The sequence below is a fragment of the Streptomyces sp. ST2-7A genome (assembly GCF_021390475.1).
Classification (GTDB): Bacteria; Actinomycetota; Actinomycetes; order Streptomycetales; family Streptomycetaceae; genus Streptomyces.
In genome coordinates this window covers 152,208-171,212 of sequence record NZ_JAJUWS010000006.1, presented here as the reverse complement: position 1 = coordinate 171,212, position 19,005 = coordinate 152,208, and the positions used below count along the sequence as shown (strand labels likewise).

Genomic DNA, 19,005 nt, shown 5'->3' with positions numbered 1-19,005 from the left:
GTCATATGCTGACCGGCATGAGCAGCGAGCCCGAACAGCAGCCCGCACGGGAACGGGAGGACGGGACCCCCGGCCCCCGGCGACAGGAGGGGGTGGGCGTCCCGGACGACTTCCAACGCCTGTGGACCCCCCACCGGATGGCGTACATCCGGGGCGAGGGGAAACCGACGGGGCCGCGCGCCGAGGACGGCTGTCCGTTCTGCGGCCTGCCGGACCGCTCCGACGAGGAGGCGCTGATCGTCGCCCGGGGCGAGGCGGTCTACGCGGTGCTCAACCTCTATCCCTACACCGGCGGACACCTGCTCGTGGTGCCCTATCGGCACATCGCCGACTACACCGACCTGACCGACGCGGAGACCCTCGGCGTCGCCGATTTCACCAAGCGCGCCATGACGGCCATCCGGGCCGCCGCCGGCGCGCACGGCTTCAACATCGGTCTCAACCAGGGCGCTGTGGCCGGGGCGGGGATCGCCGCTCACCTGCACCAGCACGTGGTGCCGCGCTGGGGCGGCGACGCCAACTTCATGCCGGTGGTGGGCCACACCCGGGTGCTGCCCCAACTGCTCGCCGACACCAGGGAGTTGCTCGCCGGGGCCTGGCCGACGACGACCTCCTCGACTCCCGGGCGTTGAGGGGCGCGTACGGGGAACCGACCACGTCGGCCGGACCCGGCCCGATGGGCCCGGCCGACGGGATCAAGGGGTACCACACCCGGGCCCCGTACGTCGCCCATATCGGTGAACCCGGGACGTCGAGCTTGACCGCGTGCCCTCCCCGCCGGTGGGTGGGGAGGGCACGCGGTGCGTCGAAGGACCCTAGATGTTGATCTCGTCGGGCCTCTTGGGCTCGGCGTTCTCCACCGCCCCGCTGATGCCCTTCACCTTCGCCTCGAAGGGGCCCACATTCACCCGGTTCTCCCGCAGGACCCGCAGCAGCGACCGCATGGCCTCGCGCACCACCGGTGTGGTGGTCTCCAGGGCGTCGTCGGTCATGAAGCGGTGCCGCCAGGGCTTCTCCGCCCAGACGTGCCGCAGCCCGAACGGCTCGGGGAGCGAGAGCTTGCCGCCCCACTTGTCCAGCTCGGCGGGGAACCAGGTCAGGGGCGCGCGCGCGGCCAGCCGCACCACCTCCTTGACATCCACCAGGGGCAGTTCCCGCTCCACCTTCTTCCACGGCTTGAACGGGTGCCGCGACTTCGCCTTCTTCGCGGCGGGCTTCTGCAGGAAGAAGCCGTTCACCGGTCCCAGGGCGTAGGCGCTGAACTCCACCCGCAGCACCCGGTGCAGCACGCTCACCCGGGTCAGGTAGTTGATCACCAGGTTGCCGTCGTGCATGACCCAGCGCGCGCCCAGGTAGTGCCGGTCGTTGGCGCCGTGGTGCTCCTCGTTGCAGATCCGCTGCACCTCGATGGGGGTCATGCTGTACCCCTCGGCGTGCGGTCCGTCCGGGCGGGAGATCGCGCCGGCGCCCTCACCCACGTGCCGCACCACCCAGTGGGTCATCTCCGGGGCGGTGCGGAAGCCACCGGTGTGCAGCGGACCGCGGTTGACCATCCGCAGGTCGTCGTACATGGCGCGGGCCACGTCCCAGGCCCGGAAGCCGTCCATGTCGCCCTGCGGATCGGCGGGGAAGAGGTCCTCGGCCAGGCTCCAGCGGCCCCACCGCGGCCCCATGCCGAGGATTCCCTTCGGCCCGGCGTAGTGAACCATGTTGCTGCTCTGCTCGGCGGAGATCTTCGCCAGTCCCTTGCGCAGCCGCTCGGCTTCCGAGTCGTTCGGGTTCTGCGGCACCGCCTCGGGCACCCGGGCCCCGGACCCTCCGCCGCCCAACAGGTCCGACCAGTGCGCCCGCAGGTTCCGGGCCGCCCGCTCGCTCACCCGCTGGGCCAGGAACCAGCCGACGATCGGCGCCGGCAGCAGGGCCCAGACGTACAACTGGAGCGGACCGCCGATCTCCAGGCTGTAGACGAACAGCACGATCAGCACGAAGACGGCCGCCAGCGCCACGATCCCCAGACTGCCCGCCCGTTTGTCCTGCGCGCCGGCCAGGGTGCGCCGCAACTGGAACAGGCCCAGCCACACCAGGACGCCGGGCAGGAACAGGATGCCGAGGACCGCCATGATCGCGGTCAGCCGGCGGTCGCGCTGCCGTCGGATCCGCTTGGCCGCCAGGGTGTGCTCGACCACCGTCTGCGGTTCGGCGCCGAAGGACTGCACCAACGGGGCCCGGTCCGGCGCCAGCATCCGGGTCTCGATCGCCCGGGTGAAGGCCTCGCCCAGGTTGGGCTCCAGCAGCGAGATCCTCGCGTCGGACACCTTCGCGCCGTCGTTGATCCCGAGGATGGAGCGGACGTCGCCGTCCCGGTAGGCCGTCGCGGCCAGGGCCGAACTGATCTGCGTCTGGCCACCACCGGCCCCCGAGAGCGGGATCTGCGCCCCGGGGCTGAAATCGAAGTCCACCCCGGCCGCTGCCTTGAGGTCCTCGAACCCCGCCATGGTTCACCCCCTGGGTCGAGCCGGTCACGGGTCCGGGAACGGTCTTCCCCCGGTGGAGGGGATGAAATCCCGCCCCGCCCCGGCGGGTTCGTCCCGGTCTCCGACGGGGCGTCGGATCCCCCACCAGGGTAGCGGTCGGTCACCCCCCGGGGCAGCCGTTCCCCGGCCGTGGCCGCGTGCCTTCCGGCCGGCCGGGGGCGCGTCGGTGCCGACCCGGGGCGCGATGGGGGCGGGCCGGCGCTTCCGCCGGCGGGTCCGCCGGCTACGATGGGGCCCCCGGTGTCCGTGTGGCCGCCGGCCCGTCCCCGAATCCCCGGGAAGGCCATGCTCAACAGGTACGCGCGTGCGTTCTTCACGCGTGTGATCACGCCCTTCGCCGTCCTGCTGCTCCGGCTGCGGGTCAGCCCCGACGCCGTCACCCTGGTCGGCACCGCCGGTGTGATCGGCGGGGCACTCGCCTTCTACCCCCGGGGCGAGTTCTTCTGGGGCACGGTCGTCATCACGCTCTTCGTCTTCTCCGACCTGGTCGACGGCACGATGGCCCGTCAATCCGGCGTCTCCAGTCGGTGGGGGGCCTTCCTGGACTCCACGCTGGACCGTCTCGCCGACGCCGCCGTCTTCGCGGGCATCGCCCTGTGGTTCGCCGGTCGGGGCGACGACCTGCTGCTGTGCGGGATCGCCATCTTCTGTCTGGCCTCCGGACAGGTGGTGTCCTACACCAAGGCACGGGGCGAGAGCATCGGCCTCCCGGTGCGGGTCAACGGCCTGGTCGAGCGTGCCGAGCGGTTGACCGTCACGCTCGTGCTGACCGGACTCTCCGGTTTCACGATCTTCGGGGTGCCGCACATCGACGTCCTGCTGCCGATCGCCCTGTGGGTGGTCGCCGTGGGCAGTCTGATCACGCTGATCCAGCGGATGGTCACCGTTCGGCGGGAGGCGGCCGCCGCGGACGCCGCGGAGGCGGCCGACGCCCCCGTCGACCCGGTGACCACCGGCCCGGAGGCCACCGACCCGCCCGGCGACACCGCCGAACGGACGCCGGGGAGCCGGGAGGCATGAGGGAGCGCCTGACCGACGCCGGATACGCGCTGGCCTGGACCGCCGTCCGCCGGATGCCCGAACGCACCGCCACGGCCCTGGGCCGCCGTGTCGCCGACACCGCCTGGCGACGCCGGGGACCCGCCGTCCGCCAACTCGAGGCGAACCTCGCCCGGGTGGTGCCCGACGCCGGCCCCGAGGGCCTCCGGGAGCTCTCCCGGTTGGGGATGCGCTCCTACCTGCGGTATTGGACGGAGTCCTTCCGTCTGCCGGTGTGGAGCCCCGGGCGCATCGAGCGGAGCGTGCGGGTGGAGGGGATCGAGCGGGTCTCCGACGCCCTCGCCGCCGGCCGCGGAGTGGTCATGGCCCTGCCCCACCTGGCCAACTGGGACCTCGCCGGGGCCTGGGGCACCACCGTGCTGAAGGTGCCCCTCACCACGGTGGCCGAACGCCTCCGGCCGGAGAGCCTCTACGACCGCTTCGTCGCCCACCGGGAGAGCCTGGGCATGGAGGTGCTGCCCCACACCGGTGGCGCCGCCCTCGGGGTCCTCGCCCGCCGCCTGCGGGCCGGGGGACTGGTCGCCCTGGTCGCCGACCGGGACCTGACGGGCTCCGGCGGGGAGGTCGAGTTCTTCGGCGAGACCGCCCGCTTCCCGCTGGGTCCGGCCAAACTCGCCCGGCAGACCGGCGCCGACCTGCTGCCGGCCTCCCTGTGGTACGACGGTCCGATGTTGCGCGGCCGGGTCCACCCCGCCGTGCGGGTCCCCGGCCCGGAGGAGGCGGCGACCCGCGAGGAGGCGGCCCTGATCATGACCCGGGAGATGGCCGCCCGCTTCGAGGAGGGGATCGCCGCCCATCCGGAGGACTGGCACATGCTCCAGCCGTTCTGGCCCCGGGACCGCGCCGCCCGGGCCGCCGCCCGCCACGAGGGGAAGACGGACGCATGAGCTCCCCGGCCGGCCCCCAACGGCGCTCCGAGGGTCCCGTCGCGCCCCGTCCCACCGGGCGCGTGCTGTCCATCGGCATCGTCTGCCCGTACGCCTGGGACATCCCCGGCGGTGTGCAGTTCCACGTCCGGGACCTCGCCGAGCACCTGCGCCGCCGCGGTCACCGGGTCTCGGTCCTGACCCCCGCCGACGACGACACCGACCTGCCCCCCGGCGCGGTCTCCGCCGGCCGGGCGGTGCCGGTGCCCTACAACGGCTCGGTCGCCCGCCTCAACTTCGGTTTCCTCTCCGCCGCCCGGGTCCGCCGCTGGGTGCACGACGGCGACTTCGACGTGTTGCACGTCCACGAACCGACCGCCCCCTCCCTGGGACTGCTCGCCTGCTGGGTCGCCCGGGGACCCATCGTGGCGACCTTCCACACCTCCAACCCGCGCTCGCGGGCCATGGTCGCCGCCTACCCGCTGCTCCAGACCGCCCTGGAGAAGATCAGCGCGCGGATCGCCGTCAGCGAGTACGCCCGCCGCACCCTGGTGGAACACCTCGGCGGCGACGCGGTGGTCATCCCCAACGGCGTGGACGTCGACTTCTTCGCCCGGGCCGAGCCCCGCCCCGAGTGGCAGGGCGACACCATCGGCTTCATCGGTCGCATCGACGAACCCCGCAAGGGACTGCCCGTCCTCACCCGGGCCCTGCCGCGCATCCTGGAGGAACGGCCCGCCACTCGACTACTGGTCGCCGGCCGGGGCGACACCGACGAGGCGCTGAAGGGCCTGGAACCCCGGGTCCGCGAGCGGGTGGTCTTCCTCGGCATGATCGATGACGAGGAGAAGGCCCGCTTGCTGAGCAGCGTGGATCTCTACGTGGCCCCCAACACGGGCGGCGAGAGCTTCGGCATCATCCTGGTCGAGGCGATGTCGGCCGGCGCGCCGGTGCTCGCCGGCGACCTGGACGCCTTCGCCCGGGTCCTGGACGGCGGCGCGGCCGGGGAACTCTTCCCCACCGGTGACGACGACGCCCTGGCGACGGCCGCCATCCGGCTGCTGGGGGACCCGGCGCGCCGCGCCGCACTGCGCGAGCGGGCCTCCCGACATGTCCGTCGCTTCGACTGGGAGACCGTGGGCGCCGAGGTCCTGGCGGTCTACGAGACCGTCACCGAGGGTGCGGAGGTGGTGGCTGCCGAGGCGGCGGAGGCCGCGGAGCGGGCCGCCCGGCTCGTCGGGGACGACCCCCCGCGCCGATGGGCCCGCCGATAGCCGACGGTAGTCTTCCTCCCCGTGACCACCGTGATCTGGGCCCTTGTCGCCCTGCTGGCGATCGGCGTCTACCTGAGCTGGACGGCGGGCCGCCTGGATCGGTTGCACGCCCGTATCGACGCCGCCCGGGCGGCCCTCGACGCGCAACTGCTGCGGCGCGCCTCCGTCGCCCAGGAGATCGCCACCGCCGGGTTGCTGGACCCGGCCGCCTCGATGGTGCTCTACCGTGCGGCGCACGACGCCCGGCAGGTGGAGGAGGAGAGCCGCGAGGTCGCCGAGAGCGAACTCAGCCAGGCCCTGCGGGCGGTGCTGGCCGATCCCGACCAACTCGCCGCCGTCCGCGCCGCACCGGGCGGTCCGGCCGCCCTGGACGAGCTGACAGCCGCCGTACGCCGGGTGCCGATGGCCCGCCGTTTCCACAACGACGCCGTGCGCTCGGTCCGCGCCCTGCGTCGCCAGCGCGCGGTGCGATGGTTCCGCCTCGCCGGCCGCGCGCCCTTCCCGCCCGCCTTCGAGATGGACGACGAGCCGCCGGAACTGCTGGTCATCGGCTGAGACCGGCGCCGGCCCGACACCGGCGAGCGGTCCACTTGCCCGGGATTGGCCCTTCCGCGCGATGCCGCCCCCGGGGTGTCATCGAACGTGGTCCGGTTCCCGTCCACCGGTCCCGGATCCGTCGCGACCCGGGCTTCCGGAGCGGTACCGCCGCCGGGCCGGTGACATGTTCCGAGATTCCCGGGGCCCGTCGGAACCCGCGGCCCCCCGACACCGACGAGCGAGGTCGACACCCTTGTCCAGCACGTCTCCCACCCCCTCCGACATCTCCACCACCGGCGCCCCCGGAACCGGCACCGCCCGGGTCAAGCGAGGCATGGCCGAGCAGCTCAAGGGCGGCGTGATCATGGACGTGGTCACCCCCGAGCAGGCGCGCATCGCCGAGGACGCCGGTGCCGTCGCCGTCATGGCCCTGGAGCGGGTGCCCGCCGACATCCGCAAGGACGGCGGCGTGGCCCGCATGTCCGACCCGGAGATGATCGAGGGCATCATCGAGGCCGTCTCCATCCCGGTGATGGCCAAGTCCCGCATCGGCCACTTCGTCGAGGCGCAGGTGCTCCAGGCGCTCGGCGTGGACTACATCGACGAGTCCGAGGTGCTCACCCCGGCCGACGAGGTCAACCACAGCGACAAGTGGTCCTTCACCACCCCCTTCGTCTGCGGGGCCACCAACCTGGGCGAGGCCCTGCGCCGGATCGCCGAGGGGGCGGCGATGATCCGCTCCAAGGGAGAGGCCGGTACCGGCAACGTCGTCGAGGCGGTGCGTCACCTGCGGCAGATCCGTGGCGAGATCGCCCGTCTGAAGGGTCTGGACAACCACGAGCTGTACGCCGCGGCCAAGGAACTGCGCGCGCCCTACGAGCTGGTAGCCGAGGTCGCCTCCCTCGGCAAACTGCCGGTGGTGCTGTTCTCCGCCGGCGGTGTGGCCACCCCGGCCGACGCCGCCCTGATGCGGCAGCTGGGCGCCGAGGGCGTCTTCGTCGGCTCGGGCATCTTCAAGTCCGGCGACCCGGCCCGGCGGGCCGCCGCCATCGTCAAGGCCACCACCTTCCACGACGACCCCAAGGTGATCGCCGAGGTCTCCCGCAAGCTCGGCGAGGCCATGGTCGGCATCAACTGCGACACCCTGCCCGAGAGCGAGCGCTACGCCTCGCGCGGCTGGTGAACCCGACGGCGGGCGGGTACCCCCGCCCGCCGTCCCCCTCGTCCGTGCCCACAGCCCGCAACACTTCGTCCGGGGTCTCCCCCCGGGAAAGGTGCGACCCCGTGTCCACGCCCGTCATCGGTGTCCTCGCCCTCCAGGGCGATGTCCGCGAACACCTCGCCGCCCTCGGGGCGGCGGGGGGCCGCGCCGTCCCGGTGCGCCGCCCCGCCGAACTGGCGACCGTGGACGCGCTGGTGATCCCCGGCGGAGAGTCCACCACCATCTCCAAGCTGGCGGAGGCCTTCGACCTGCTGGAGCCGCTGCGCGCGCGGGTGGCGGCGGGGATGCCCGCCTACGGCTCCTGCGCCGGGATGATCCTGCTCGCCGACGCCATCGAGGATCCCCGTTCGGGGCAGCGCACCATCGGCGGTCTCGACATCACCGTGCGGCGCAACGCCTTCGGACGGCAGAACGAGTCCTTCGAGGCCGCGGTCGTGATGGAGGGCGTCGGGGGCGGCCCCGTGGAGGGCGTGTTCATCCGCGCCCCGTGGGTGGAGCGCGCCGGTCCGACCGTCGAGGTGCTGGCGGTCCACGCCGGACACCCCGTGGCGGTGCGGGCCGGGCGTCTGCTGGCCACCGCCTTCCACCCCGAGCTGACCGGCGACCACCGGGTGCACGGCCTCTTCGTGGACATGGTCCGTGAGGTCCTCGACGCCGCCGGGACCCCGGCCGCGGCCGACGCGACCGACCCCGTCGAACCGACCGTGATCCGTGCCGATCGCGCCCCGGGGACGACCGGCCGACCGGAACGGGGCCGCGCGGTACCGGCGGGGTGAACGTCCGGAGGTAGGATCGGCGGGTCGGTTCGTAGGTGACATCGAAGGGGCGAGGCTGTGTCCGGCCACTCCAAGTGGGCAACCACCAAGCACAAGAAGGCCGTGATCGATGCCAAGCGCGGCAAGCTCTTCGCCAAGCTGATCAAGAACATCGAGGTCGCGGCGCGGATGGGGGGCGCCGACCCGGACGGCAACCCCACCCTGTACGACGCCATCCAGAAGGCCAAGAAGAGTTCGGTCCCCAACAAGAACATCGACAGCGCGGTCAAGCGCGGCGCGGGTCTCGAGGCCGGCGGCGCCGACTACGAGACGATCATGTACGAGGGCTACGGCCCCAACGGGGTCGCGGTCCTCATCGAGTGCCTGACCGACAACCGCAATCGGGCGGCCTCCGACGTCCGGGTCGCGATGACCCGCAACGGCGGGTCGATGGCCGACCCCGGCTCGGTCTCCTACCTCTTCCACCGCAAGGGAGTGGTCATCGTCCCGCGTGCCGGGCTCACCGAGGACGACGTTCTCGCGGCGGTCCTGGAGGCGGGTGCCGAGGAGGTCAACGACCTCGGTGAGACCTTCGAGGTGCTCAGCGAGGCCACCGACCTGGTGGCGGTGCGCACCGCGCTCCAGGAGGCGGGCATCGACTACGACTCCGCGGACGCGAACTTCGTCCCCACCATGCAGGTGCAGTTGGACGAGGAGGGGGCCCGGAAGATCTTCAAACTGATCGACGCCCTCGAGGACAGCGACGACGTCCAGAACGTCTTCGCCAACTTCGACGTCTCGGACGAGATCATGGCGGCTGTCGACGCCTGAGGCCCCCGGCACGTCCCGTTCGGGTGTCCGTCGCCCCTCCCGGTCCGTCGCGACCGGTGGGACGTCACCGCCCCGTCACCGGGTTCCCCGGCGGCGGGGCGTCGGCGCGCGCCGCGCCGCCCCCGGCCGCGGGCGATTGTCGGAGGTGGGCGTTAACCTGCCGGCAGGGCCCGGCGCGCGCGGCCGACCCCGGAGGGGTGCCCCCGTGGTCCACCGGTGACCATCGGGGTGGGTGCCCGGGCCCGCCGGACGGGGGACCGTCGGGACGGACCCGTCGCCACCGGGCCCGGCCCGGGAAACAACGGCAACCAGGGGAGGACGACGGAGTGCGGGTACTCGGAGTGGATCCGGGGCTCACCCGGTGCGGTCTCGGCGTGGTCGAGGGAACACCGGGACGCCCCCTGCGCATGGCCGCCTTCGGGGTCGTGCGCACCTCGGCCGACGCCCCGATCCCGTCGCGCCTGCTGGAGGTCGAGCGGGGGGTGGAGGCGTGGCTGGAGGAGCACCGACCGGACTGTGTCGCCGTCGAGCGCGTCTTCAGCCAGCACAACGTCAGCACCGTCATGGGGACCGCCCAGGCCGCCGCGGTCGCCATGCTCTGCGCGGCGCGTCGGGATCTGCCGGTGGCGCTGCACACCCCCAGCGAGATCAAGGCGGCCGTCACCGGTAACGGACGCGCCGACAAGGCGCAGGTCGGGGCCATGGTGGCCCGCCTGCTCCGGCTCCCCGCCCCGCCCACACCCGCCGACGCCGCCGACGCCCTGGCGTTGGCGATCTGCCACATCTGGCGCGCCCCCGCCCGCGATCGCCTGGAGCGCGCCCGCGCCGGGGCCCGGCGCGCCGCTCCCGCCCGACTCCCCGAGGACACCCGCCCATGATCGCCTCCGTAGCCGGACCCGTCGCCGCGCTGGGCCCCGACGCCGCCGTCGTGGAGGTGGGCGGGGTCGGTATCAGCGTCCGTTGCACCCCTGACACCCTCTCCGGCCTGCGGGTGGGCGAGCCCGCCCGCCTCGCCACCTCGCTGGTGGTGCGGGAGGACTCCCTGACCCTGTACGGCTTCCCCGACGAGGACGCCCGGCAGACCTTCGAACTGCTCCAGACCGCCGGAGGGGTCGGTCCCCGACTCGCCCAGGCGATGCTCGCCGTGCACCGTCCCGACGACCTGCGACGGGCGGTCGCCACCGGCGACGAGAAGGCGCTCACCGCCGTCCCCGGCATCGGGAAGAAGGGCGCGCAGAAGCTCCTCCTGGAACTCCGCGACCGGCTGGGGGCTCCCGTCGGGGTCGCCGGCGGGCCCGCCGGCGGGCCCGCCGGCGCCGCGACGCCGACGACCTCCTGGGAGGAGCAGTTGCACGCGGCCCTCACCGGTCTGGGATGGTCCGCGCGCGAGGCCGACCTCGGGGTGCGCGAGGTCGAGCCCGAGGCCGCGGCCCGCCTCGCCGAGGGGGCCCGGCCCGAACTGCCCGTCCTGCTGCGCGCCGCGCTGCGCCGACTCGGTGCCAGGAGGTCCGGATGAGCGGCTTTCCGGACGGATCGCGGGGAGCTCCCGAGGAGACCGCCCACCGGTACGGGTACGGCGGGGAGGACCCCGGCTCCGGGGAGGACGCGCGGGACCGATTGGTCGCCGCGGCCCCGGATGGTGAGGACCGCGCCGTGGAGGCCGCGCTGCGCCCCCGCGACCTCGGTGAGTTCATCGGACAGGAGCGGGTGCGCGGCCAGCTGGATTTGGTGTTGAAGGCCGCCCGCGCCCGGGGCGCGACCGCCGACCACGTGCTGCTCTCCGGGGCCCCCGGCCTGGGCAAGACCACCCTCTCCATGATCATCGCCGCCGAGATGGAGGCCCCCATCCGGATCAGCTCCGGACCGGCCATCCAGCACGCCGGCGACCTGGCGGCGATCCTCTCCTCCCTCCAGGAGGGCGAGATCCTCTTCCTCGACGAGATCCATCGCATGTCCCGGCCCGCCGAGGAGATGCTCTACATGGCGATGGAGGACTTCCGGGTCGACGTCATCGTCGGGAAGGGGCCGGGCGCCACGGCCATCCCGCTGGAGCTGCCCCCCTTCACGCTGGTCGGCGCCACCACCCGGGCCGGCCTCCTGCCGCCACCGCTGCGCGACCGCTTCGGCTTCACCGCGCACATGGAGTTCTACGCGCCGGCGGAGCTGGAACGGGTGATCCACCGGTCCGCCGGTCTGCTGAACGTGGAGGTCCGCGCGGAGGGGGCCGCCGAGATCGCCGGGCGGTCGCGGGGCACCCCGCGGATCGCCAACCGGCTGCTGCGACGGGTGCGCGACTACGCCCAGGTGAAGGGCGACGGTGTCATCACCCGGGGGATCGCCGCCGCGGCGCTGGAGGTCTACGAGGTGGACGAGCGCGGTCTGGACCGTCTGGACCGCTCGGTGCTCGACGCCCTGCTGCGGCTTTTCACCGGCGGGCCGGTGGGCCTCTCCACGCTCGCCGTCGCGGTGGGGGAGGAGCGCGAGACGGTGGAGGAGGTGGCCGAGCCCTTCCTGGTCAGGGAGGGGCTGCTGGCCCGTACACCACGTGGTCGGGTCGCCACTCCGGCCGCCTGGAACCACATGGGACTCGCCCCGCCGCGGCAGCGCGGGGAGTCGCCGGGCGGTGGTCTGTTCGAGGAGTGAGCCCCGGCGCGTACCCCGTCGCGGCGGGGCACGCCGTACGGTGGGAGCCATCGGAACGGAACTTACGCGGTGTCCACGACGTTGTTACGCCGGTAAGGCCTCGCTTAGACTGCGCCGATGCCGGCCCCGGGGCCGGGACCGTCCACCCACACGCCAGGCCACGTCACATCGGTCACATGAAGGAATAACCTCCGCCGTGGAACTCTTCCTCCCGCTCATCCTGCTGATCGGCGTCATGCTTCTCATGTCCCGTTCGGCCCGAAACAAGCAGCGCCAGATGATGGAAATGCGCGATGCGATGGAACCGGGCACCGGTGTCCGGACCATCGGCGGCATGTACGCACTGGTCAAGGAGGTCCGCGAGGACTCCGTGCTGCTGGAGGTCGCTCCGGGGGTGCCCGCGCTCTACGTCAAGAGCTCGATCGCCGCCGTGCTCGACGCCGACGAGTATCGGAGGATCGTCAACGACGAGCCCTGGCCGGAGGACGACGGTGAGACCCCCGTGGTTCCCGACGACGCCTCCTCGCTGACGGGTGGGGAGGGCGCCGACCGCCCCGCCGACGGCGAGCGGGACGAGCCGGTCGGGCTGGACAAACCGACCGACGCCGCCGGTGAGGCCCCCGCCGGCGAGGCCGGGGACGACACCCCCCGGCGCGATCGCCGCGACGGCTCCGCCGAGGACGACGGGAACGGGCCCCGGTCCTGATCCGCCGGGTGGCGCCGACCCGTCGTCGGTCGCCGCCCCACGGGACCCTCCCCCACACCCCGTTCACAACCGCCGACACCCGCCGAGCCGTGCCGCGATCACCGGGCGCGGGCCGCTGGACAGAGAGAAGACGAGAAGGTGGCTGGACCGAATCAGGACTTCAGGTCCCCCAGGAAGGACCTCAGGTCCTCGCAGGCCAAGCCCGGCCGCGCCCTGCTTGCGCTGTCGCTGCTGGCGGTGCTCCTCACCGGTGGCATGTTCCTCACCGGTGCCAACACCCCCCGCCTGGGCATCGACCTGGCGGGGGGCACGAGCATCACGCTGAGCGCCACCGAGGACTCCCGGAACGACGGGGCCGTCACCGAGGAGAACCTCGCCACGGCCGTGGACATCATCGAGCGCCGGGTCAACGGGCTGGGTGTCTCCGAGGCCACCGTCCAGTCCCAGGGCGACCGCAACATCGTGGTGAACATCCCGCAGGGCACCGATGAGACACAGGCCCGCGAGCAGGTCGGCACCACCGCCCAGCTCGGCTTCCGCCAGGTGCTCTCGGTACAGCCCGCCTTCACCCTCCCCGAGGGTGAGGAGGGCGGGGAACCCGGTGACGCCGAGAACGGGGAGGGCGACGGTGAGACCGCCGAGGAGCCCGGAACCGAGGGCGACGCGGAGGAGTCGGGGGAGGAGTCCGGGGAGAACGACGGCGACTCCACCGACCAGAGCCTGCGGGCCCCCGGCGCCCCCGCCGGCGCGACAACCGTCACCAACGCCTCCTTCCGTACCGACGAGACCACCGACGAGGCCGTCGAGGAGACCGACGGCACCGATGAGGGGACCGCGCAGGAGGACGGCGAGGAGTCCGAGGAGGACGGTGCCCCGGGTGAGGGCGAGGAGGGCTTCGAGCTCCCCGAGGCCGAGTCCGGTCTCGCCGCCGAACTCGCCGCCCTGGACTGCTCCACCCCCGAGGCCCGCCAGGAGGCCCGTTCGGCCGCGGCCGACGCCCCCGACGAGAACCCGATCGTCGCCTGCGACGAGGAGGGCTTCTACAAGTACGAGCTCGGCCCGGTGGCCGTGCCCGGCACCGACATCACCGGCGCCGACTCGGTCTACGACACCCAGCAGGGCCTGGGCTGGATCGTCACCATGGACTTCAACTCGGAGGGTGCCCGCAAGTTCGCGGACATCACGGCCCAGTTGGCCACCGAGTTCGAGCCCCGCAACCAGTTCGCCATCGTCCTCGACGGCGAGGTCCGCTCCGCACCCCGCGTCTCCGAGCGGCTGGGCGGCGGCAGCGCCATGATCCAGGGCAACTTCGACTCCGAGACCGCCGGCGCGCTGGCCAACGTCCTGAAGTTCGGCGCCCTGCCGATCACCTTCGAGATCGCCAACGTCAACACGGTCTCCCCGACGTTGGGCAGCGAGCAGCTGCGCGCCGGTCTGATCGCCGGCGGTATCGGTCTGGCCCTGGTCGTGGGCTACCTGGTCTTCTACTACCGGGCCCTGTCCGTGATCGCGGTCTCCAGCCTCATCCTGATGGCGGGGCTGACCTACGTGATCATGACGCTGCTCGGCCCGGCGATCGGCTTCGCGCTGAGCCTGCCGGCCATCTGCGGCGCCATCGTGGCCGTCGGCATCACGGCGGACTCGTTCATCGTCTACTTCGAACGGGTCCGTGACGAGGTGCGGGCGGGGCGGCCGATCCGGGCCGCGATCGAGCGCGGCTGGCCCCGGGCCCGCCGCACGATCATCGTCTCCGACGTGGTCTCCTTCCTCTCCGCGATCGTGCTCTTCCTGGTCTCGGTCGGCTCGGTGCAGGGCTTCGCCTTCGTGCTCGGCCTGACCACCGCCCTGGACCTGCTCATCGTGTTCCTGCTCACCAAGCCGATGCTGACCCTGGCCGGGCGCCGCAAGTTCTTCGCCAGGGGCCACAAGTGGTCCGGTCTCGACCCCAAGCGCCTCGGGGCCAGGCCACCGATCCGTCGCACCGGCCGTCGTCCGGTCCCCGTCACCGCCGAACCGAAGGAGGCCTGAGATGGCGAGCCTCTCCACTCTCGGTGCCAGGATCTACCGAGGCGAGACCGCCTACGACTTCGTGGGCCGGCGGAAGTTCTGGTACGCCGTCTCGATCCTCCTGGTGATCGTCTCGCTCACCGGTCTGGGCGTCCGCGGCCTGTTCCTGGGCGTGGAGTTCCAGGGCGGGGCGGTCTTCACCGTCCCGGCGAGCGCGGAGTTGTCCACCGACGAGGGTCGTCGGGTCGCGGAGGAGGCGTCCGGCAACGACGCCCGGGTGCAGGAACTGGGCAGCGGCGCGCTGCGGATCCAGGTCACCGGCCTGGACACCGACGAGTCCGACGCCACCCGTGCCGCGATCGCCGACGAGGTGGGCCTGGAGGCCACGGAGATCGACGCCGAACTGGTCGGTCCCAGTTGGGGTCAACAGATGACCAGCAAGGCGTTCCAGGGAATGATCGTCTTCCTTGTGCTGGTGACGATCTATCTGGCCTTCGCGTTCGAATGGCGGATGTCCCTGGCGGCGCTCGTCGCGATGGCCTTCGACCTCGTGGTCACGGTCGGCGTCTACGCGCTGGTCGGCTTCGAGGTCACCCCCGGCTCGGTCGTCGGCCTCCTCACCATCCTGGGCTATTCGCTCTACGACACGGTGGTGGTCTTCGACAAGGTTCAGGAGAAGACCCGCATCGTCCAGAAACAGAGCCGGTACACCTACGGGGAGTTGGCCAATCAGGGCGTCAACTCCGTGGTGGTCCGCTCGATCAACACCTCGGTGACCGCGCTGTTGCCGGTGGCCGGCCTGCTGTTCATCGGTACCGGCCTGCTGGCGGGCGGGATGCTCAAGGACATCGCCCTGCCGCTGTTCGTGGGCCTGGCCGCGGGTACCTTCTCCTCCATCTTCATCGCCACCCCGCTGGTGGTGGACTTCCGCCTCCGCGACCCGGAGATCGCCGCGCACAACCGGCGGATCCTGGACAAGCGGGCCGAGCGCGGCATCGCCGCCCCCTCCCCGGCCGCGCACGGCCGGATGGAGGGCGATGAGGCCGCTGACGCCCAGCGGGACACCGACACCGCCGAGTGGGACGAGGACGGTGCCGGGGACCCGGCGGCCGCGGCCGGTGTCCCCGGACCCGGTCGGGGGGACGGCGGGGGAAGCAGTGCGGCCGGTGACGCCGACTACGTCACCGTCGAGCGCCGCCAGCCGGTCTCCCGCTCCCGCGGTCGCGGCCGTCCCTCGGGGAAGCGGCGGTGAGCGGGACGACGGGCGGTACCCCGTTCGCCCCGGTCACCGAGGCGCAGCGCCGGTTGTTGCTGGATCGGATCCGGGACGTCCCCGATCACCCGAAGCCGGGCGTGGTCTTCAAGGACATCACCCCGCTGCTGGCCGATCCGGCCGCCCTGGCGGTGGTGACCGACACCCTGGCGGCGATCTGCCGGCGGTACGGCGCCACCAAGGTCGCCGGGCTGGAGGCGCGCGGGTTCATCCTCGCCGCCCCGGCGGCGGTCCGGGCGGGGATCGGGTTCATACCGGTCCGCAAGGCGGGCAAGTTGCCCGGCGCCACCCTGGGCCAGAGCTACGAGCTGGAGTACGGCACCGCCGAGATCGAGCTGCACGCGGAGGATCTCGGTCCCTCGGACCGCGTCCTGGTGATCGACGACGTGCTCGCCACCGGCGGGACCGCCGAGGCGTCGCTGCGACTGATCCGTCGCACCGGTGCCGAGATCGCCGGTCTGGCGGTCCTGATGGAGCTGGGCTTCCTGGCCGGACGCGAACGACTGGACCCCGCCCTGGGGTCCGCCCCGCTGGAGGTTCTGCTCTCCATCTGAGGCGTTTCGGGCGCGCGGTGGGTTCACCCCCCCCGGCCGCCTCGTCCGATGCCGTGAACGACACCCGATCCCGGTGTTCGGCCCCTCTTTTCCCGGAGGGTCCGGACACCGGGATCCCCGTGTTCGGGGCGTCGTGCGGTCTCCCGACGGGTCCTTCCGGGGGAGCGCCCGGGGTCCGGTCGCTACCATGGCATTCCGAACGTCTTCCGGGAGCGCTCTTGCCAGACCAGATCCAGCCGAGCCCCCCCGCCGGGCGCCACCCCCGTGAGGCCCCCCGGTCGCAGGCCCCCGCCCCGACGAAGGCGTCCTCGAAGGCACCGGCGAAGAAGGGCGGGCGGGCCGACGGGCCCGAGGCCCCCCCGTCCCCCGCCCCGGGGGCCCCGGCCGTCTCGGGGGTCTCCGGGCGCTCGGGGTCCTCCAACCGGGTGCGGGCCCGACTGGCCCGGCTGGGCGTGCAGCGTTCCAACCCCTACAACCCGGTCCTGGAGCCCCTGCTGCGGGTGGTCCGGGCCAACGACCCCAAGGCGGACACCGCCTCCCTGCGCAAGTTGGAGCGCGCCTACCAGGTCGCGGAGCGCTGGCACCGGGGTCAGAAGCGTCGCAGCGGTGACCCGTACATCACCCACCCGCTGGCGGTCACGACCATCCTGGCCGAGTTGGGCATGGACTCGGCCACCCTGATGGCGGGACTGCTGCACGACACGGTGGAGGACACCGAGTACGGTCTGGAGGCGTTGCGCCGGGACTTCGGGGACCAGGTCGCGCTCCTGGTGGACGGCGTCACCAAGCTGGACAAGGTCAAGTTCGGCGAGGCCGCGCAGGCCGAGACGGTCCGCAAGATGGTCGTCGCCATGGCCCGCGACCCGCGGGTGCTGGTCATCAAACTGGCCGACCGGTTGCACAACATGCGCACCATGCGCTTCCTGAAGCGGGAGAAGCAGGAGCAGAAGGCGCGCGAGACGTTGGAGATCTACGCCCCGCTGGCCCACCGGTTGGGCATGAACACGATCAAGTGGGAGCTGGAGGACCTGGCCTTCGCCATCCTCTACCCGAAGATGTACGACGAGATCGTCCGGCTGGTCGCCGAGCGGGCCCCGAAGCGGGACGAGTACCTCGAGACGGTCATCGCCGAGGTGCAGGCCGACCTGCGCGGCGCCCGGATCAAAGCTTCGGTCAACGGCCGCCCCAAGCACTACTACAGCGTGTACCAGAAGATGATCGTGCGGGGCCGCGACTTCGCGGAGATCTACGACCTGGTCGGCATCCGCCTCCTGGTGGACAGTGTCCGCGACTGCTACGCGGCGCTGGGGACGGTCCACGCGCGCTGGAACCCGGTGCCCGGGCGCTTCAAGGACTACATCGCGATGCCGAAGTTCAACATGTACCAGTCGTTGCACACGACGGTCATCGGGCCCGGTGGCAAGCCGGTCGAACTCCAGATCCGCACCTTCGACATGCACCGTCGGGCGGAGTACGGCATCGCCGCCCACTGGAAGTACAAGCAGCAGGCCGTCGCCGGTGTCTCCAAGGTGCGCACCGACGCCCCGCCGACCAAGGGGGACCGGGGCGAGGCGGTCAACGACATGGCCTGGCTGCGGCAGTTGCTGGACTGGCAGAAGGAGACCGAGGATCCGGGCGAGTTCCTGGAGTCGCTGCGGTTCGACCTCTCCCGGCACGAGGTCTTCGTCTTCACGCCCAAGGGCGATGTCATCGCGCTGCCGACCGGCTCCACCCCGGTGGACTTCGCGTACGCGGTGCACACCGAGGTCGGTCACCGCACGATAGGCGCCAAGGTCAACGGTCGGTTGGTGCCGCTGGAGTCCACCCTGGACCACGGCGACACGATCGAGGTCTTCACCTCCAAGGCGCCGGGCGCGGGCCCCTCCCGGGACTGGCTGGGCTTCGTGAAGTCCCCCCGGGCCCGCAACAAGATCCGCGGCTGGTTCTCCAAGGAGCGCCGCGAGGAGGCCATCGAACAGGGCAAGGACGCCATCGTGCGGGCCATGCGCAAACAGAACCTGCCGATCCAGCACATCCTCACCGGCGATTCGCTGGTCACCCTCGCCCACGAGATGCGCTACCCCGACATCTCCTCGCTGTACGCGGCGATCGGGGAGGGACACGTCTCGGCCCAGAGCGTGGTCCAGAAGCTGGTGCAGGCGGTCGGTGGCGAGGAGGCGGCCGGGGAGGACGTGGCCGAGGCGTCGCCACCGGTGCCCAGCCGGACCAAGCGGCGCAGCAGCGCGGACCCGGGCGTGGTGGTCAAGGGTGTGGACGACGTGTGGGTCAAACTGGCCCGCTGCTGTACCCCGGTCCCCGGTGATCCGATCATCGGCTTCGTCACCCGTGGCAGCGGGGTCTCCGTCCACCGCGCGAACTGCGTGAACGTCGACTCCCTCTCCCGCGAGCCGGAGCGGATCCTCGAGGTCGAGTGGGCGCCGACGCAGTCCTCGGTGTTCCTGGTCGCCATCCAGGTCGAGGCGCTGGATCGCTCCCGGCTGCTCTCGGACGTCACCCGGGTGCTCTCCGACCAGCACGTCAACATCCTGTCCGCCGCCGTGCAGACCTCCCGGGACCGGGTGGCGATCTCCCGCTTCACCTTCGAGATGGGGGACGCCAAGCACCTGGGTCACGTACTGAAGGCCGTGCGGGGGGTGGAGGGCGTCTACGACGTCTACCGGGTGACCTCCACCCGGCGCCCGGAGCAGCAGCGGACCTGATCCGGAACCGGCCCCGGCCCGGTC

16 protein-coding genes and 1 pseudogene are annotated in these 19,005 nt (G+C 72.4%); 16 read left to right on the top strand and 1 reads right to left on the bottom strand.

Features of this window, described 5'->3' with window-relative positions; genetic code table 11:
• Positions 1 to 5: 5 nt before the first annotated feature.
• Positions 6 to 632, top strand: a complete 627-nt coding sequence (locus tag LZF96_RS05970) for an HIT domain-containing protein (RefSeq protein WP_233866481.1) — start codon at positions 6 to 8, stop codon at positions 630 to 632.
• Between the two features lie 183 nt (positions 633 to 815).
• On the opposite strand, the gene LZF96_RS05965 is transcribed toward LZF96_RS05970, so the two are convergent.
• Positions 816 to 2,495 carry a hypothetical protein gene (locus LZF96_RS05965; RefSeq protein ID WP_233866478.1) on the bottom strand — a complete coding sequence of 560 codons (1,680 nt, stop codon included), beginning with the start codon at positions 2,493 to 2,495 and terminating at the stop codon, positions 816 to 818.
• Positions 2,496 to 2,819: 324 nt separating this feature from the next.
• On the opposite strand from LZF96_RS05965, the gene pgsA reads away from it, so the two are divergent.
• The 15 genes and pseudogenes from pgsA to LZF96_RS05890 all read left to right on the top strand — a co-directional run bounded on the left by pgsA (position 2,820) and on the right by LZF96_RS05890 (position 18,981).
• The gene (pgsA, locus tag LZF96_RS05960) at positions 2,820 to 3,554 is read left to right on the top strand and encodes a phosphatidylinositol phosphate synthase (RefSeq protein WP_233866475.1); all 735 of its coding nucleotides are present in this window, start codon (positions 2,820 to 2,822) and stop codon (positions 3,552 to 3,554) included.
• Positions 3,551 to 4,480 (top strand): phosphatidylinositol mannoside acyltransferase, encoded by a 930-nt coding sequence (locus LZF96_RS05955; RefSeq protein ID WP_233866473.1) that lies wholly within the window; start codon positions 3,551 to 3,553, stop codon positions 4,478 to 4,480. Before pgsA ends, LZF96_RS05955 begins: the two co-directional genes overlap by 4 nt.
• 65 nt (positions 4,481 to 4,545) lie before the next feature.
• A complete protein-coding gene (locus tag LZF96_RS05950) occupies positions 4,546 to 5,733 on the top strand; it encodes a glycosyltransferase family 4 protein (protein WP_233866638.1) in 1,188 nt (395 codons plus the stop codon).
• 21 nt (positions 5,734 to 5,754) lie between these two features.
• Positions 5,755 to 6,288 (top strand): hypothetical protein, encoded by a 534-nt coding sequence (locus LZF96_RS05945; protein WP_233866471.1) that lies wholly within the window; start codon positions 5,755 to 5,757, stop codon positions 6,286 to 6,288.
• A 235-nt stretch (positions 6,289 to 6,523) separates the two neighbouring features.
• Positions 6,524 to 7,453 carry a pyridoxal 5'-phosphate synthase lyase subunit PdxS gene (pdxS, locus tag LZF96_RS05940; protein WP_267940516.1) on the top strand — a complete coding sequence of 310 codons (930 nt, stop codon included), beginning with the start codon at positions 6,524 to 6,526 and terminating at the stop codon, positions 7,451 to 7,453.
• Between the two features lie 101 nt (positions 7,454 to 7,554).
• Positions 7,555 to 8,133 (top strand): annotated as a pseudogene (pdxT, locus tag LZF96_RS05935) (pyridoxal 5'-phosphate synthase glutaminase subunit PdxT); the annotation flags it as partial.
• Positions 8,134 to 8,325: 192 nt separating this feature from the next.
• Positions 8,326 to 9,078, top strand: coding sequence for a YebC/PmpR family DNA-binding transcriptional regulator (locus LZF96_RS05930; protein ID WP_233866469.1), 753 nt, complete (start codon positions 8,326 to 8,328; stop codon positions 9,076 to 9,078).
• A 326-nt stretch (positions 9,079 to 9,404) separates the two neighbouring features.
• Positions 9,405 to 9,956 (top strand): crossover junction endodeoxyribonuclease RuvC, encoded by a 552-nt coding sequence (ruvC, locus tag LZF96_RS05925; RefSeq protein WP_233866467.1) that lies wholly within the window; start codon positions 9,405 to 9,407, stop codon positions 9,954 to 9,956.
• Positions 9,953 to 10,594: a Holliday junction branch migration protein RuvA gene (gene ruvA / locus LZF96_RS05920; RefSeq protein WP_233866465.1), complete on the top strand. Its 642-nt coding sequence runs from the start codon at positions 9,953 to 9,955 to the stop codon at positions 10,592 to 10,594. The genes ruvC and ruvA overlap by 4 nt, the downstream gene beginning before the upstream one ends.
• Positions 10,591 to 11,721: a Holliday junction branch migration DNA helicase RuvB gene (gene ruvB, locus LZF96_RS05915; RefSeq protein ID WP_233866463.1), complete on the top strand. Its 1,131-nt coding sequence runs from the start codon at positions 10,591 to 10,593 to the stop codon at positions 11,719 to 11,721. The genes ruvA and ruvB overlap by 4 nt, the downstream gene beginning before the upstream one ends.
• 196 nt (positions 11,722 to 11,917) lie before the next feature.
• Positions 11,918 to 12,427, top strand: a complete 510-nt coding sequence (yajC, locus tag LZF96_RS05910; RefSeq protein WP_308294154.1) for a preprotein translocase subunit YajC — start codon at positions 11,918 to 11,920, stop codon at positions 12,425 to 12,427.
• A gap of 138 nt (positions 12,428 to 12,565) precedes the next feature.
• A complete protein-coding gene (gene secD, locus LZF96_RS05905) occupies positions 12,566 to 14,455 on the top strand; it encodes a protein translocase subunit SecD (protein ID WP_233866461.1) in 1,890 nt (629 codons plus the stop codon).
• A 1-nt stretch (position 14,456) separates the two neighbouring features.
• Entirely contained in the window at positions 14,457 to 15,686 is a 1,230-nt protein-coding gene (gene secF / locus LZF96_RS05900) for a protein translocase subunit SecF (protein ID WP_233866459.1), read from the top strand.
• Entirely contained in the window at positions 15,683 to 16,261 is a 579-nt protein-coding gene (locus tag LZF96_RS05895; protein WP_233866456.1) for an adenine phosphoribosyltransferase, read from the top strand. The genes secF and LZF96_RS05895 overlap by 4 nt, the downstream gene beginning before the upstream one ends.
• 218 nt (positions 16,262 to 16,479) lie before the next feature.
• Positions 16,480 to 18,981, top strand: coding sequence for a bifunctional (p)ppGpp synthetase/guanosine-3',5'-bis(diphosphate) 3'-pyrophosphohydrolase (locus LZF96_RS05890; RefSeq protein ID WP_267940515.1), 2,502 nt, complete (start codon positions 16,480 to 16,482; stop codon positions 18,979 to 18,981).
• The last annotated feature ends 24 nt before the right edge of the window (positions 18,982 to 19,005 follow it).